This is a genomic window from Nonomuraea sediminis (assembly GCF_018531495.1).
GTDB lineage: Bacteria > Actinomycetota > Actinomycetes > Streptosporangiales > Streptosporangiaceae > Nonomuraea > Nonomuraea sediminis.
The window spans coordinates 452,757-467,038 of the sequence record NZ_JAHDTI010000004.1 but is presented as its reverse complement, the minus strand read 5'-3'; the positions used below and the strand labels follow the sequence as shown (position 1 = coordinate 467,038).

The 14,282-nt window shown below is 71.1% G+C and carries 14 protein-coding genes; 7 read left to right on the top strand and 7 right to left on the bottom strand.

Going from position 1 to position 14,282, the window contains the following annotated elements; genetic code table 11:
- Positions 1–27: 27 nt before the first annotated feature.
- The 3 genes from KIK09_RS21995 to KIK09_RS21985 all read right to left on the bottom strand — a co-directional run bounded on the left by KIK09_RS21995 (position 28) and on the right by KIK09_RS21985 (position 3,257).
- Complete coding sequence (locus tag KIK09_RS21995) at positions 28–1,374, bottom strand: family 2B encapsulin nanocompartment shell protein (protein ID WP_214321152.1); 1,347 nt, start codon at positions 1,372–1,374, stop codon at positions 28–30.
- Positions 1,375–1,392: 18 nt separating this feature from the next.
- Positions 1,393–2,433 carry a polyprenyl synthetase family protein gene (locus KIK09_RS21990; protein ID WP_214321151.1) on the bottom strand — a complete coding sequence of 347 codons (1,041 nt, stop codon included), beginning with the start codon at positions 2,431–2,433 and terminating at the stop codon, positions 1,393–1,395.
- 92 nt (positions 2,434–2,525) lie between these two features.
- Positions 2,526–3,257 carry an IclR family transcriptional regulator gene (locus KIK09_RS21985; RefSeq protein WP_214321150.1) on the bottom strand — a complete coding sequence of 244 codons (732 nt, stop codon included), beginning with the start codon at positions 3,255–3,257 and terminating at the stop codon, positions 2,526–2,528.
- Positions 3,258–3,422: 165 nt separating this feature from the next.
- Here KIK09_RS21985 and KIK09_RS21980 point away from each other — a divergent pair, with 165 nt between their 5' ends.
- From KIK09_RS21980 to KIK09_RS21970, 3 genes are all read left to right on the top strand, one after another.
- Positions 3,423–4,787 carry a family 2B encapsulin nanocompartment shell protein gene (locus KIK09_RS21980; RefSeq protein WP_308164229.1) on the top strand — a complete coding sequence of 455 codons (1,365 nt, stop codon included), beginning with the start codon at positions 3,423–3,425 and terminating at the stop codon, positions 4,785–4,787.
- 13 nt (positions 4,788–4,800) lie between these two features.
- A complete protein-coding gene (locus KIK09_RS21975; protein ID WP_214321149.1) occupies positions 4,801–5,625 on the top strand; it encodes a geranyl diphosphate 2-C-methyltransferase in 825 nt (274 codons plus the stop codon).
- Between the two features lie 88 nt (positions 5,626–5,713).
- Positions 5,714–6,811, top strand: coding sequence for a family 2 encapsulin nanocompartment cargo protein terpene cyclase (locus KIK09_RS21970; protein WP_214321148.1), 1,098 nt, complete (start codon positions 5,714–5,716; stop codon positions 6,809–6,811).
- A 9-nt stretch (positions 6,812–6,820) separates the two neighbouring features.
- On the opposite strand, the gene KIK09_RS21965 is transcribed toward KIK09_RS21970, so the two are convergent.
- The gene (locus KIK09_RS21965; protein ID WP_214321147.1) at positions 6,821–7,663 is read right to left on the bottom strand and encodes a sulfurtransferase; all 843 of its coding nucleotides are present in this window, start codon (positions 7,661–7,663) and stop codon (positions 6,821–6,823) included.
- 115 nt (positions 7,664–7,778) lie between these two features.
- Between KIK09_RS21965 and KIK09_RS21960 the strand changes: the two genes are divergently transcribed.
- Both KIK09_RS21960 and KIK09_RS21955 read left to right on the top strand, forming a co-directional pair.
- Positions 7,779–9,104 carry an alpha/beta hydrolase family protein gene (locus KIK09_RS21960; protein WP_214321146.1) on the top strand — a complete coding sequence of 442 codons (1,326 nt, stop codon included), beginning with the start codon at positions 7,779–7,781 and terminating at the stop codon, positions 9,102–9,104.
- Positions 9,105–9,176: 72 nt separating this feature from the next.
- Positions 9,177–9,419 carry a hypothetical protein gene (locus tag KIK09_RS21955; protein ID WP_214321145.1) on the top strand — a complete coding sequence of 81 codons (243 nt, stop codon included), beginning with the start codon at positions 9,177–9,179 and terminating at the stop codon, positions 9,417–9,419.
- Between the two features lie 12 nt (positions 9,420–9,431).
- On the opposite strand, the gene KIK09_RS21950 is transcribed toward KIK09_RS21955, so the two are convergent.
- Both KIK09_RS21950 and KIK09_RS21945 read right to left on the bottom strand, forming a co-directional pair.
- Positions 9,432–10,214 carry a pyrroline-5-carboxylate reductase family protein gene (locus KIK09_RS21950; protein WP_214321144.1) on the bottom strand — a complete coding sequence of 261 codons (783 nt, stop codon included), beginning with the start codon at positions 10,212–10,214 and terminating at the stop codon, positions 9,432–9,434.
- 75 nt (positions 10,215–10,289) lie between these two features.
- A complete protein-coding gene (locus KIK09_RS21945) occupies positions 10,290–10,556 on the bottom strand; it encodes a GlsB/YeaQ/YmgE family stress response membrane protein (protein ID WP_214321143.1) in 267 nt (88 codons plus the stop codon).
- Between the two features lie 84 nt (positions 10,557–10,640).
- Between KIK09_RS21945 and KIK09_RS21940 the strand changes: the two genes are divergently transcribed.
- Both KIK09_RS21940 and KIK09_RS21935 read left to right on the top strand, forming a co-directional pair.
- Positions 10,641–11,951: a hemolysin family protein gene (locus tag KIK09_RS21940; protein WP_214321142.1), complete on the top strand. Its 1,311-nt coding sequence runs from the start codon at positions 10,641–10,643 to the stop codon at positions 11,949–11,951.
- Positions 11,948–12,937 carry a hemolysin family protein gene (locus tag KIK09_RS21935; RefSeq protein WP_214321141.1) on the top strand — a complete coding sequence of 330 codons (990 nt, stop codon included), beginning with the start codon at positions 11,948–11,950 and terminating at the stop codon, positions 12,935–12,937. The genes KIK09_RS21940 and KIK09_RS21935 overlap by 4 nt, the downstream gene beginning before the upstream one ends.
- A gap of 3 nt (positions 12,938–12,940) precedes the next feature.
- Here the strand turns inward: KIK09_RS21935 and KIK09_RS21930 are convergent, their stop codons facing one another.
- Complete coding sequence (locus tag KIK09_RS21930; RefSeq protein WP_214321140.1) at positions 12,941–14,206, bottom strand: ABC transporter substrate-binding protein; 1,266 nt, start codon at positions 14,204–14,206, stop codon at positions 12,941–12,943.
- Positions 14,207–14,282: the final 76 nt, after the last annotated feature.

Here is a 14,282-nt window from a genome sequence, read left to right as displayed (position 1 = left end):
GGCCGCGATCATCGCTCTGTCCCCGGGTCAGGCGACCTCGACGCTCTCCAGGATGGCGAGCGCGTCGGGCACCAGGACGGCGGCCGAGTAGTACGTGGTGACCAGGTAGGAGACGATCGCCTTCTCGTTGATGCCCATGAAGCGCACGGACAGGCCGGGCTCGTACTCGTCCACCAGCCCGGTGCGGAAGAGCCCGACGACGCCCTGGTTGTGCTCGCCCGTGCGCATGGCCATGATCGAGCTGACGCCCTTGTCACTGACGGGGATCTTGTTGCACGGCAGCATCGGCACGCCGCGCCAGGCGGGCACGTGCTGGCCGTTGACCTCCGCGCTCTGCGGGTAGACGCCGCGGGCGCTGCACTCGTGGGCGAAGGCGGCGATGGCCTTGGGGTGGGCCAGGATGACCGACGGCTCCTTCCACACCTGGGCCAGCAGGTCGTCCAGGTCGTCGGGGGTGGGCGGGCCCGTGCGGGTGTGGATGCGCTGCTTGAGGTCGGCGTTGTGGAGCAGGCCGAAGTCGGTGTTGTTGACCATCTCGTGCTCCTGGCGCTCGCGCAGCGCCTCGATGGTCAGCCGCAGCTGCTGCTGCGTCTGGTTCATCGGCTCGTTGTACAGGTCGGCGACGCGGGTGTGCACGCGCAGGATGGTCTGGGCGACGCTCAGCTCGTACTCGCGCGGGGCCAGCTCGTAGTCCACGAACGTACCGGGCAGCGTCGGCTCTCCGGTGTGGCCGGAGGCCAGCGCGATCTCCGGGTCGTCCGCCGCGGCTCCCGCGACGTGCGTCCGCAGGCTCTCGACCTGGTCGATGAGCTCGCCGTACTGGGCCCTGGAGAGCACCAGCACGGTGACCGGGGTGACGGTCCTGACGGTGTAGTCCCAGTTGCCCTCGGGGCCGCCGAGCGCCTGATCGCCCAGATGGTCGCCATCGGCCAGCACGCCGAGCGAGGCCTGCTTGCCGTACGCGCCCTCGCCGATCTTGCTGACCTTGCCGTGGGCCACCAGGATGACCTCGTTCACGGGTGACCCCGCCTCGACGATGACCTCGTCGGGGCCGTACTCGCGCTGCACGAACAGCGTGGCCAGCCTGGCCAGCACGTCGGCGTCGTCGTAGCCGCGCAGCGGGGGCAGCTCGGACAGCTCGGCGGGGATGACCCTGACCTGGGCGCCGGTGTTGGTGAAGGTCACCCGGCCGTCGCCCAGCTGGTAGGTGAGCCGCCGGTTGACCCGGTAGGCGCCGCCGATGGCCTCGACCCAGGGCAGCACCTTGAGCAGGTGCCTGGAGGTGATCTCCTGCATCTGGGGCGGGGTCTTCGTGGTCGTCGCCAGATTCCTGGCGGCCTTGGTACCGAGGCTCAGCGGGCTCTCGTCGGGCATGATCAACTCCGATCTCTGTTAGCGGGTCCGGCGCGTCAGCACGTCGGCGAGCACGGTCATGGCGGTGTGGGTACCGGGGTGTACGGGGCTGGAGCGCAGCTCGCGGATCGCCTTCTCGACCAGCAGCTCGATCATCGATTCGACGTGGGCGAGCGCGCCGGTCTCGGCGATGATCTGCCGCAGCGTGGCCGCGTGCTCCTCGTCGAGCGCGGGGTTGCCGTGCCACAGCCGCAGCTCGCGGCGCTGGGCGGGCGTGCAGCCCGCCGCGGCGTGGGCGATCAGCACGGTCTGCTTGCCCTCGCGCAGGTCGTCGAGGTTCGGCTTGCCGGTCGCGGCGGGCTCGCCGAAGACGCCGAGCACGTCGTCGCGCAGCTGGAACGCCTCGCCGAGCGGCAGGCCGAAGCGCGAGTAGGCGGCCAGCACCTCGGGCCCGGCCCCGGCCAGCGCGCCGCCGATCTGGAGCGGGCGCTCGACGGTGTACTTGGCCGTCTTGAACCGGATGACGGTCAGGGCCTGCTCGACGCCGGGATCCTCGCGGTGGTGGGCCAGGATGTCGAGGTACTGCCCGGCGAGCACCTCGGCCCGCATCAGGTCGAACAGGGCGCGCACCCGCGGGTCGGCGACCTCCGACAGCAGCTCGTCCGCCCAGGCCTGGACCTGCGCGCCGAGCAGGATGGCGGCGGCGTGCCCGAAGACCTCACCGCGCCGGGCCAGCGCCCGGTGGACCGTGGGGCGTCCGCGGCGCAGCACGCTGCCGTCGATGACGTCGTCGTGGATGAGCAGCCCGGCGTGGTAGAGCTCGAGCGCGGCTCCCGCGGTGATCGCGGCGCAGTCGTCGTCGCCGCCGGCGCCGCGCCAGCCCCAGTAGCACAGGATCGGGCGGATGCGCTTGCCTCCGCAGGTGACGAACTCGTGCAGCAGCCGGTATCCCTCGGCGACGCCCGGATGGGCGACGGGGACGGGGTGGGCGTCGAGGAAGGCGGCGAGCCTGTCGTCGACGCGCCGTCGGACGTCGGCCGTGATCTCCCGGGTCGTGGACTCAACGATGTCGGCCGTCATGGCCGGCCTCCCTCGCCGCCGAACCGATCTTCTCAACAGAAAGTTACGTGCCGGGTACGGAAAGTCGATCGCGGGTTCCGACAATCGGAACCTCATCGGCTCTTGAGAAGTGCCAGCGCCATCTGGTCCGCGGCATGCCGTACGGCGCCGCCCAGCTTGCCCAGCGGGACGCCGGCGGCCGGGGCCGCGACGCCGATGGCCATGCGCACCTCGCCGTCGGGGCCGAACAGCGGCGCCGCGGCGCACACGACCCCGTCGACGAACTCCTCCCGCGAGTAGGCAACGCCGTCCCGCCGGACCGTCTTCAGCTCCTGGTCGAGCAGGTCGGGACGGATGATCGTGCGCCCGGTCATGCGCTGGAGCGGTCCACGGAAGGCCGCGCCCCTGAGGTCGACGGAGAAGGCGAGCAGCACCTTGCCCACGGCGGTGCAGTGCAGCGGGGCCCGGTCGATGCCGTCGGAGCGCGACCGCACGCGGTTCTCGCCGTAGATCCGCTCGACGTAGTGCGCCTCGATGCCGCGCAGCACGGCCAGGTTCACCGTCTGCCTGGTGGCCTCGTACAGGCGGACCAGGTGGGGCAGCACCAGCCGCCGGCTGAACGGCATGCGCCGGCCGACCAGGACATAGTCGCCTCCGGAACGCCGGATGAGGCCGCGCCGTTCCAGCACGCTGAGCAGCCGGTGGGTGGTCGTCTTGGGCAGTCCTGTGGCGCGCGACAGTTGGGTGAGGCTCATCGGCCTGGCCTGTGAGGACAGGCAGTCAAGCAGCTCGATGCCTCGCTCCAGGCTGCCGAGAGCGGCCGGGCGCTGCACTATCTCGATCATGTCCCCCCCGGGTTGACCGGCGTTTACCGCACCCATGACTACCCTGGGTGTTTCGTTGCTACACACAGCGTGCGGGTCCGATTAATGGAACACCTCGCTTTACGCTGAGTCCATCTCTCGTAGCGTTGCGTATAGATGATCTCGAGCCCCCGTTGAGGTGACCCTGTGCCCGATACCCGGCTCAGCCTGGGGACCCAGGCCGCGCGCAAGCTGGCGACGACCACCAAGACGCCGCCCCAGATGCAGGAGATCAGCCCGCGGTGGCTGCTCAAGGTGCTGCCCTGGGTCGAGGTCCCCGGCGGCGCGTACCGGGTCAACCGGCGCCTCAGCTACCTGATCGGCGACGGGCGGCTGAGCTTCGAGCAACTGGGCGGCGTCACCAGGGTCGTACCCGCGGAGCTGGGCGAGCTGCCGCTGCTGCGCGCGTTCGGCGATCCCGAGGTGCTGGCCGCGCTGGCCGGCCGATGCGAGCAGCGCACCGCCGAGCCGGGCGAGGTCCTGGCCGAGCAGGGCACCGACGCCGACGCGGTGCACCTCATCGCGCACGGCAGGGTGACCAGGTCGGGCCCCGGCGCCTACGGGCAGGAGGTCGCTCTCGGCGTCCTGGCCGACGGCGAGTTCTACGGCGACAGGGCGCTGGTCACCGAGTCGCAGTGGCCCTTCACCGTGCGCGCCACGACCAGGGTCGTCCTGCTGACGCTCTCACGCGCGGCCTTCCAGCAGGTGCTCGCCCAGTCCCCCGCGCTGCGGGCGCACGTCGAGACGTACCTGAACGCGCACACGCACGAGCAGAACAAGTACGGCGAGGCCGCGATCCACATGTCGTCAGGCCATTCCGGCGAGCCCGTGATCCCCGGCACGTACGTCGAGTACGAGGCCGCGCCCAGGGAGTACGAGCTGAGCGCCGCCCAGACCGTCCTGCGCGTGCACACCCGGGTGACGGACCTCTACAGCGAGCCGATGAACCAGCTCGACCAGCAGCTGCGACTGACGGTCGAGGCGCTGCGCGAGCGCCAGGAGCACGAGCTGGTCAACAACCGGGACTTCGGCCTGCTGCACAACGCCGACTTCCGCCAGCGCATCCACACCCGCACGGGCCCGCCCACCCCCGACGACCTGGACGACCTGCTCGCCCGCCGCCGCAAGACCAAGCTCTACCTGGCACACCCCAGGGCGATCGCCGCCTTCCACCGCGAGTGCACCAGCCGCGGCGTCTACCCCGGCACGGTCGAGGTGGACGGCAGGACCGTGAACGCCTGGCGGGGCGTGCCGATCCTGCCCTGCGACAAGATCCCCATCACCGCCCAGGGCACCACCTCGATCATCGCGATGCGCACCGGCGAGGAAGACCGCGGCGTGATCGGCCTGCACAGGACCGGGATCCCCGACGAGTACGCCCCCTCCCTTTCCGTGCGCCGGCTCGGGATCACCGACAAGGCGATCGCGCAGTACCTGGTCACCGCCTACTACTCCTGTGCCGTTCTGGTCCCGGACGCCCTCGGCGTCCTGGAGTCGGTTGAAATCGCCTGAAAGGAAGCCCGCGATGTCCATCCTGACCACCGCGTACCAGCACTCCATCGCCGACTACTGGAACAAGGAGGAGAACCCGGTCAACCTCCGGCTCGGGGACGTGTCAGGCACCTACCACCACCATTACGGCATCGGCGCGGTCGACTGGTCGGTTCTCGGCGGCCCGGAGGAGCGCATCATCGAGGAGATGCACCGCCTGGAGACCGCGCAGGCGGACCTCCTGCTCGACCACCTCGGGGTGATCGAACCCTCGCAACGCCTGCTCGACTCGGGTTCGGGCCGTGGCGGCACCAGCTTCATGGCCAACCAGCGCTTCGGCTGCCACGTCGACGGCATCTCCATCTCGCAGAAGCAGGTCGACTTCTCCAACGACCAGGCCCACAGGCGCGGCGTGAGCGACAAGGTGCGCTTCCACTTCCGCAACATGCTCGAAACCGGCTTCGAGACGGGCAGTCTCAACGGCATCTGGAACAACGAGAGCACGATGTACGTCGACCTGACCAAGCTGTTCGCCGAGTACGCCCGCATCCTGGCCCCCGGCGGCCGCTACGTCTGCATCACCGGCTGCTACAACGACGTCTACGGCCACCCGTCCAAGGCCGTCAGCCAGATCAACACCCACTACATCTGCGACATCCACCCACGTAGCGCTTACTTCAAGGCGATGGCCGACAACCGCCTCGTCCCGATCAACGTGATCGACCTGACCGAGGCCACGATCCCCTACTGGGAGCTGCGCGCCCAGTCCTCCGTCGCCACCGGCATCGAGGAGGCGTTCCTGAGCGCCTACAAGGACGGCAGCTTCCACTACCTCCTCATCGCCGCCGACCGCATCTGACCCGACTCGCGAAAGGTACGGCATGCGTCCCCCCTCCGTGGATTCGCTCCTCTCCCCGTCGACGGCCCCAGAGCAGGTCACAGGATCGGTGACCCTGTTTCCTGAGGCACTCGAGCGGGTGCTGTCCGGACCCACCGGTCTCGGCAGCGGGGTCGCGCACCTGCCGGGTGCGCGCAACCTCGCGGCTCCGCTGGTCTTCGCGCCGCGACCGTGGGGGGACGGGACGCTGCCCCCGCTGTACTGCCCGCTCACGGTCCGCGTCGACGACCGGCTCGGCGAGGAGGTCAACGAGCTGCTCGTGGCCTGGGCCGAGGGGATCGGCCTGCACGAGGGCCGCATCGACATCTTCCGCAAGACCGGGTTCGGGCGGCTGGCCATGCTCACCCACGCCGAGACCGACGACCCCGACCGGCTGCTGCTCGCCGCGCAGATGAACGCGGCGTGGTGGGCGTGCGACGACTACTACGCCGACGAGACCGACCTGGGCGCCGACCCCGACCTGCTGGGCGGCAGGCTGGCGCTCGCGGTCTCGGCGATGGACCCGCCGCCGCCCGCCGACGAGTTCACCGACCAGCTCGACGAGCAGCTGTGCGCCGATCCCGTCCTGGTCGCGCTGACCTCCGCCACCGAGCGCGTCGCCCGGCACGCCACCTCCGCCCAGCGGATGCGCGTGTGCAACACCTCATTCCAGATGTGGGCTATCTGGAACGCCTACGCCTCCTGGCGGCGCGGCGACGAGCCCGTGCCCGCCTGGCGCTACCTGGCCGCGCGGCAGCATGACAGCTTCTACACCTCGATGACGCTGATCGACATCGTGGGCGGCTATGAGCTGCCGAGCGAGCTGTTCCACTCCCGGCGCGTCCACACCGCCGTCATGCGGGCCGGCACCGCCGCCGTGCTGGTCAACGACCTGTACTCGGCGATCAAGGAGAGCGCCGACGAGTCGCCCGACTGCAACCTCGTCCTGCTGGTGGCGGCCGAGCGGGGCTGCTCGCTGAGGGAGGCGGCCGAGCGCGTCATCCAGCTGCACAACGACACCGTGCACGCCTTCGAGAACGACTGCCACGAGCTGCGGTCGGTGCCTTCGCTCGAGCTCCAGCGCTTCCTGTGGGGAGTCGGCGCGTGGCTCGGCGGCGGGTTCGAATGGCACGCCACCACTGGTCGCTACACGCTCACCCCGCCCTAGACCCTGCCGTCAGACGTTGTCCCAGATCCGGCCGTCGCCCAGCTCGATGGGGACGCCGACGAGCGAGCCGTACTCGGTCCACGAGCCGTCGTAGTTGCGCACGTCGGGGTGGTCGAGCAGCTCGTGCAGGACGAACCAGGTGTGCGCGGAGCGCTCGCCGATCCGGCAGTAGGCGATCACGGGCCCGTCCTGCTCGCCGTACAGCTCGCGCAGGTCGTCGTCGGCCTTGAAGGTGCCGTCGGCCAGGCAGGCGCGTGACCACGGGACGTTCACCGCCGACGGGATGTGGCCGGGGCGCTGGGCGCTCTCCTGGGGCAGGTGGGCGGGGGCGAGGAGGCGGCCGGTGTACTCGTCGGGCGAGCGCACGTCGATCAGCCGGGCCTTGCCGATCGAGGCGAGCACGTCGTCGCGCAGGGCGCGGATGTCGCCGCGCGGCTCGTCGGCGACGTAGGCCGTGGACGGCCGCTCGGGGACCTCGGTGACCAGCGTGCCGCCCTCCAGCTCCCACTTCATCCGGCCGCCGTTGAGCAGCCGCACGTCGGGGTGGCCGTAGATCTTCAGGTACCAGTAGGCGTAGGCGGCGAACCAGTTGTTGTTGCCGCCGTACAGCACCACGGTGTGGTCGCGGGCGATGCCCTTGGCCGACATCAGCCGCTCGAACCCGGCCTTGTCCACGAACTGGCGACGGACGGGGTCCTGCAGTTCCTTCGTCCAGTCGAGCCGGACCGCGCCGGTGATGTGGCCGCGGTCGTAGGCGGTGGTGTCCTCGTCCACCTCGACCAGCACGACGCCGGGGTCGTTCAGGTGTGCCTGCGCCCAGTCGATGTCGACCAGTGCCTTGTCTCTGCTCATACCGGTCAGCCTGGCGGGCGGACATTGACGTCTCATAAGCGTGCGACCTGAGTAGGACGTGATCGTGGACATTAGGTCGATGTGCCGCACGGGGTCCTGCTTCGACCATGGGCGGATGGAGATCGTACTGGTGGCCGGCGCCCTGGTGCTGGTGGCCGCCCGGTGGCTGCCCGGCCCCTGGCGCCCGCGCGTCATGGTGGGCGGCGGGGTGGTCGTGGTGGCGAGCGCCGTGGTGATGTTCGTGGACGGGTTCCGGTGGCAGCTGCTGCCCGTGCTGGCCGGGGCCGCGCTCGCAGCGGTGTGGCGGGGCAGGGTCATCGGGGCCGTGGTCTGCGCCGGGCTGGTCCTGGCGGGCGCGGGGGCCGCGTGGGCGCTGCCCGCGCCCGGCTTTCCCGAGCCGTCGGGCGCGTACGCGGTGGGCACCACCATCACGCAGTGGACCGACCCGGATCGCGGCGAGGACGCCACACCGGACCCCGGCGACCGGCGCACGGTGGTCGCGCAGCTCTGGTATCCGGCCAGGAAGACGGACGGGCCCGGCGCGCAGTACATGGGACGGACCGAGCGGGAGGCGGGCGTGGTCGCCGGCGGCCTGGCGGCCTACCTCGGGGTGCCGGCGTTCGCGCTCGACGAGCTGCCCCGTGCCCACAGCCACGCCGTGTTCGACGCCCCGGTCGCCGACGACGGCGAGCGCTACCCGGTCGTCCTGTTCTCACCCGGCCTGGGCGGCGTGCGCACCCAGAACACGGCCTGGGCCGAGGAACTGGCCAGCCGCGGCTACGTGGTGGCCGCCCTCGACCACCCCTACGACTCGGCCATCGTCACCCTGGCCGACGGCCGGGCCGTCCGCACCCGGCTGAAGGCCACCGGCGACCGGGCCGAGGACGAGCGCAGGGCCGCCACCTGGTCGACCATCAGGGCGGCCGACCTGAGCTTCGCCCTCACCCGGCTCGAGCGGATCGAGGGCCCGCTGTCGGGACGGCTGGACACCGGCAGGGCCGCCGTCACGGGACACTCGATCGGCGGCAGCGCCGCGCTGCAGGCCGCGCGGCAGGATCCCCGGTTCGCGGCCGTCATCGACCTGGACGGCTATCCGCACGACCCGGCGCCGCGGCCGTTCCGCCAGCCGGTGCTCGCGCTCACCCACGACGTCAGGCCCGGTGAGCAGCCGAACTACCTCCCGCGCCTGTCACAGGTCCTCGCCCTGAGCACGGCGCGGGCCTACCGCCTGACCGTGCCCGGCTCGGCCCACCTCACCTTCACCGACGCGCCGCTCTACCTGCCGCCGCTGCCCTCACTGGCCGGCTCGCTCGGCCGCACCGGCGCCCTGCGCGTCACGGCCGGCGCCACGACCGCCTTCCTCGACGCCACCCTCCGCGGCAAGCCGGGCGACCTGTCCAAGACCCTGTCGCCGTACGGCCGGCTCACCACGACACCCTGAAGCAGGATGCGGACTCGTCCACCTATGCGCCCGAAAAGCATCAAAAGCCCTAATCAGGGCATATTTTGCAGAATGAGTGACTCATCACCGGCCGACGTCGAATCGGCCGCGCACCGCATCGACAGCGACGAGGCGGACGCCGACAAGCGCGACGTCGCCGTCGTCGCGGACGCCACCGCGGCACCCGACCCGCCCGAGGATCCGGACGGCGAGGACCGCGGCGACCCCGCCAGGGCCGTCCAGCGGGAGCTCCTGTGGGACTCGGCCCTGGCCACCTCGCGCCTGGACGAACTCCTCCCGCACGACCTGCGCTGACCGGCGCCGGCCTCAGCGTCGGGCGAGCTGGCCCGCGCGCCGGATGGCGGCCTCCACGGCCTTGCGGACGGCGTGGTCGACCGAGTGGTGGCTGAGTGCCTCGAAGGCGGCCTCGCTGGTCCCGCCGGGAGTCCTGGCCTGGTCGACCAGCTCGGCGGGCGCCTTGCCCGTCTTGAGCAGGGCGGCCGCGCCGGTCAGCGCCTGGGCGGCGAGCAGGTGGGCGTCGGCGACCGGCAGCTCGTGCTGCAGCGCGACCGTCTCGATGGCGCCCGCCAGGTAGGCGGCGAACATCGGCCCGGAGCCTGCGATCGCGGTGACCGTGTCCTGGGCGTCCTCGGGCACCTCGATGACGGCGCCGAGCCGCTCGAACAGCCTGCGCACCACGGCGACGTGGACCGGCGTGGCGGAGTGGCCCGGCGTGATGGCGCTCATCGCCTCGCCGACCCGGGCGGCGGTGTTGGTCATCACCCGCACCACCGGGTTGGCCCGCGACAGGTCCGCCTGGATCACGCTCGTCGGGACGCCCGCGGCCAGGCTGACCACGATGGCGTCGGGGGCCAGAGCGGGGCCGATCTCCCTGGCCACGGTCTCGACCCGATCGGGCGGGACCGCGAGCAGCACCAGGGAGGCGTCCTTGACCGCTGCCGCGTTGTCGGGTTCGACGTCTATGCCGAACGTGTCGGTCGGCTTCTCGTTGCGTCTGAGGGCCTCGGCGGGATACCCGGACCTCATCAGTCCGGCCAGCACCGCCTCACCCAGATGCCCCACACCGATGATCGTGACCTTTGGCTCCATGACCCAGGTGTTCCTCAGCGGCGGCCAAGTCCAGACCAAGCCCGTTCCAGGAATCCCCAGGCAGGCCCGTGGTCGTCAACCTCGCCGGCCGTACAGGCCCTGGGTGAGGGAGACGCCGAGGGCGGCCAGAGCGACCTGGATGCCCAGTTCGATCCAGTCGATGCCGCGGGTGTCGGCGACGCCCAGGACGGTGGCGATCGCGGTGCCGATGAGGGCTGCCACGATGCCGATAAGGATGGTCAGCCAGATCGGCATGTGCTGCCGTCCGGGGATGACGAGCCTGCCGAGGGCGCCGATCACGACGCCGATGACGATGGCGGAGATGATTCCGGTGATTGCCACGCTGCCCTCCCATGATCTGTCACCCGGCACAACGCTCGCGTGCCGCCCCGGGGTTCCTGCCGGAGATGTCGATAGCGTGGCGGTATGGCTGCGGGTCTGCTTGCCGTGCTGGTACTGACGCTGGCCACCGGCTACTTCGTGGCACAGGAGTTCGCCTACGTGGGCGCCGACCGGCTGCTGCTCTCGCAGCGGGCGGCCGGAGGGGACGCCAGGGCCGCCAGGGCTGTCCGGGTGATGGAGCGGCTGTCGTTCATGCTGTCGGGGGCCCAGCTGGGGATCACCGTGACGACGCTGGTGGTGGGGTTCATCGCCAAGCCGGCGCTGGCCGAGGTGATCGCGCCGGTGCTGGAGGCCGTGGGCGTGCCCGCCGAGGCGGTGGGCGGGGTGGCGCTGGGCCTGGGGTTCGCGCTGGCGACCGTCCTGCAGATGGTGCTGGGCGAGCTGGCGCCCAAGAACCTGGCGCTGGCCAGGGCGGAGCCGGTGGCACTGACGCTGGCCCGGTCGACGCTGGTGTACCTGACCGTGGCCGGGCCGGTGATCCGGCTGTTCGACGTGGCCGCGACGAAGCTGGTGCGCGCGGTGGGGATCGAGCCGGTCGAGGAGCTGCGCCACGGCGCCACGCTGGAGGAACTGAGGCACGTCATCGGCGAGTCGAAGGAGCACGGCGCGCTCTCGGGTCGCGAGGCCGACGTGCTGGAACGCGCGCTGGCCTTCTCCGACCACACCGCCGAGGAGGTCATGGTCCCGCGCGTCGACACCATCACGATCAGCGGCCAGGCCACGGTCGCCGACCTGGACGAGCTGATCGCCAGGCACGGCCACACGCACTACCCGGTGATCGGCGACCGCATCGACGACATCACCGGAATCGTCAGCCTGCGCGACCTCGCCTCCTACCCGCCGCTGGAGACCCGGGTCGCGGAGCTGGCCCGCGAGGTGCTGGCCGTCCCGTTCTCGCTGCCGCTGCCCGCGCTGGTGTCCCGGCTGCACGAGCGCGGCGAGGAGGTCGCCTGCGTGGTGGACGAGCACGGCGGCCTGGCCGGGCTGGTGACCTGGGAGGACGTGGCAGAGGAGCTGGTGGGCGAGATCGCCGACGAGAACGACGCGGAGGACCGGCACGCGGTCAGGAGATCCGGCGGCTGGGAGCTGGACGCCGACCTCCGCATCGACGAGGTGGCCCTGGAGACCGGCGTCCACCTGCCTGAACAGAACGAGTACGAGACCGTCGGCGGCCTGGTCCTCTACCGGCTCGGCCGCTTCGCCGTACCCGGCGACGTGGTGACCGTGGAGCTGCCGCCCAGCCTGGACCCCGACGAGCCCGAGCAGGCCAGGATCGAGGTGCTGACGCTGAAACGGCACGTGCCCGAGCGCGTCCAGCTGGAGGTGGGCGGATGAGCCTGCTGCTGACCGTGCTCTTCCTCATCGGCAACGGCTTCTTCGTCGCCTCCGAGTTCGCGCTGGTCGCCGCCAGGCGGCCCCGGCTGGAACGGCAGGCCGCGCACGGCAGCAGCGCCGCGCGCGCGGCGCTGGACGGGATCGACGAGCTGTCGCTGATGCTGGCGGGCGCGCAGCTCGGCATCACGCTGTGCTCGCTCGGTCTGGGCGTGGTGTCGGAGCCGGTGATCGCCGGGACGCTGGTCCCGCTCTTCCACACGCTGGGACTGCCCGAGGCGGCCGCGCACGGGGTGGCGTTCGTGATCGCGCTGGCGATCGTGACGTTCCTGCACATGGTGGTCGGCGAGATGGCGCCCAAGTCGTGGGCCATCGCCCACCCCGAGCGCTCCGCGATGCTGGTGGCGCTGCCCTTCCGCGGCTTCACGGTGGTGGTCAGGCCGCTGCTCGCCGCGCTCAACGGGGTCACCAACGGGTTGCTGCGCCTGTTCGGCGTACGGCAGGCCGCGGGCGAGACCAGGCCGCGCACGCCCGAGCAACTGCGCCACCTGGTCGAGGAGTCGCGCAGGCTGGGCCTCATCGAGCCGGAGGACCACGCCGTGCTCACCCAGACCCTGAGGGCGCCGGAGACCGCCATCGCCGACCTGATCACGCCCGCCGCCGAGATCGCCGGGGTGCGGGGGGACGCCACGGCCGAGCAGATCGTCGACGCCTGCGCGCGGACGGGCAGGACCCGCCTGGTGGTCTGGCCGGCCGGCGTGGTGCACCTGCGCGACGCCTACCTGGCGCGGCGCAGGGGCAGGCGGGTCACGGCGGAGCGGCTGGCCTACCCGGCGCCCCGGCTGGCCGCGGACGCCTCGGTGGCGCACGCCGTCTCCGCCATGCGCGCCGCCCGCAGCCAGCTGGCCCTCGTCGAGGAGCGCGACGGCAAGCTGATCGGGCTGGTCAGCCTGGACACGCTGCTGACCACCCTGCTCGTGCCCGGGTGAGGATCAGCCCGCGATGTCGCCCGTGCGGTACTCCAGCGCCTTGGTCGGGTACTTGTTGTCGGCGCCGTACTGGTAGACGCCGATCGTGGCGACCGCGGGGTCACCGGCGGCGTTGAACTCGACGGGACCGCTGACGCCGTCGTAGTCGATGTCCTTGCCCGCCTTGAGCAGGGCCGCGCAGGACTTGAAGTCCTTGCACTTCTCGCCGCCCTTGCTGACGGTGGGAAGGTGCTTGGCGATCTGCCCGGGGTCGTCGGTCTTGGCCTCCTGTGCCGCCAGCGCGATCAGGTTCATCGCGTCGTAGGCCTCCGGCGCGTAGGCGAAGTCCTGCAGCTTGGGGTTGTCCTGCTTGAGCTTGGCCTGGAACGCCTGCGGCGCGGCCGCGCCGGGGATGGTGCCCTTGACGCCCTGGAGCGTGCCCTTGGGCATCTGCAGGTAGTTGGTGTTGGAGGTGTTGCCGTCGACCATGTACCACTTGTGGGTGTCGGCGGTGAGGCCCTGCTTGACCAGCTCCTGGATGACCTTGGAGGTCTCCTCGAACCCGACCAGCACGATCGCCTTGGGGTTCTTGGCCTTGAGCTGGCTGACCTCAGCCGAGAAGTCCGTGGCCTTGGGGTCGTAGTCGGCTCGCGCGACCACCTGGGCGCCGCCGTCCTGGACGTCCTTGGAGACGTTGTTGGCCAGGCCGGTGCCGTAGGAGTCCTGCATGGCCAGGATGCCGACGGTGTCGTTGCCGTCGGCGACGATCAGGTCGCCGAGCACGCGGCCCTGCAGCTTGTCCGGCGGCGAGGTACGGAAGTACAGGCCGCGGTCGTTGATCGTGGAGAACGCGTCGGAGGTGTTGGCCGGCGAGAACTCGATCACCCCCGCGCCGGTGATCTTGTCGATGACCGACAGCGACACCGAGGACGACGCCGCGCCGATGATCGCGTCCGCCTTCTGCGCGAGCAGCTTGTCCACCGACTGCGAGGCGATGTTCGTCGTCGTGTCACCGGAGTCCGTGTCGTACTTGACGACCGGCTTGCCGAGCACACCGCCGGCGGCATTGATCTCCTTGACGGCCACGTCGACGCCGGCGATCTCGGGCGGCCCCAGGAAGGCCAGCGAGCCGGTCTGCGGCAGCAACGTGCCGACCGTGAGAACACCGTCGGCCTTCGCGGCAGGCGCCGATCCGGTCTGCTGCGTGGCGGTGTTGCTGCCCCCGCCACATGCCGCCAATGTGGTCGTGACCACGGCCAGGGCCAGCCCCCGGGACGCAATGCGGATCATGACGTGCCTCCATTTCCCCCGCTGAGCGCAACGTACGAAACCGCAGGCCGACCTGCCAGTGTCAAGGGGGAACCAT

Bases quoted from the DNA above. Each gene is read 5' to 3' on its own strand.
- KIK09_RS21930 (WP_214321140.1), bottom strand. From the start codon at position 14,206: ATGATCCGCATTGCGTCCCGGGGGCTGGCCCTGGCCGTGGTCACGACC.
- KIK09_RS21935 (WP_214321141.1), top strand. From the start codon at position 11,948: ATGAGCCTGCTGCTGACCGTGCTCTTCCTCATCGGCAACGGCTTCTTC.
- KIK09_RS21985 (WP_214321150.1), bottom strand. From the start codon at position 3,257: ATGATCGAGATAGTGCAGCGCCCGGCCGCTCTCGGCAGCCTGGAGCGA.
- KIK09_RS21990 (WP_214321151.1), bottom strand. From the start codon at position 2,433: ATGACGGCCGACATCGTTGAGTCCACGACCCGGGAGATCACGGCCGAC.
- KIK09_RS21960 (WP_214321146.1), top strand. From the start codon at position 7,779: ATGGAGATCGTACTGGTGGCCGGCGCCCTGGTGCTGGTGGCCGCCCGG.
- KIK09_RS21965 (WP_214321147.1), bottom strand. From the start codon at position 7,663: ATGAGCAGAGACAAGGCACTGGTCGACATCGACTGGGCGCAGGCACAC.
- KIK09_RS21975 (WP_214321149.1), top strand. From the start codon at position 4,801: ATGTCCATCCTGACCACCGCGTACCAGCACTCCATCGCCGACTACTGG.
- KIK09_RS21955 (WP_214321145.1), top strand. From the start codon at position 9,177: ATGAGTGACTCATCACCGGCCGACGTCGAATCGGCCGCGCACCGCATC.
- KIK09_RS21995 (WP_214321152.1), bottom strand. From the start codon at position 1,374: ATGCCCGACGAGAGCCCGCTGAGCCTCGGTACCAAGGCCGCCAGGAAT.
- KIK09_RS21940 (WP_214321142.1), top strand. From the start codon at position 10,641: ATGGCTGCGGGTCTGCTTGCCGTGCTGGTACTGACGCTGGCCACCGGC.
- KIK09_RS21950 (WP_214321144.1), bottom strand. From the start codon at position 10,214: ATGGAGCCAAAGGTCACGATCATCGGTGTGGGGCATCTGGGTGAGGCG.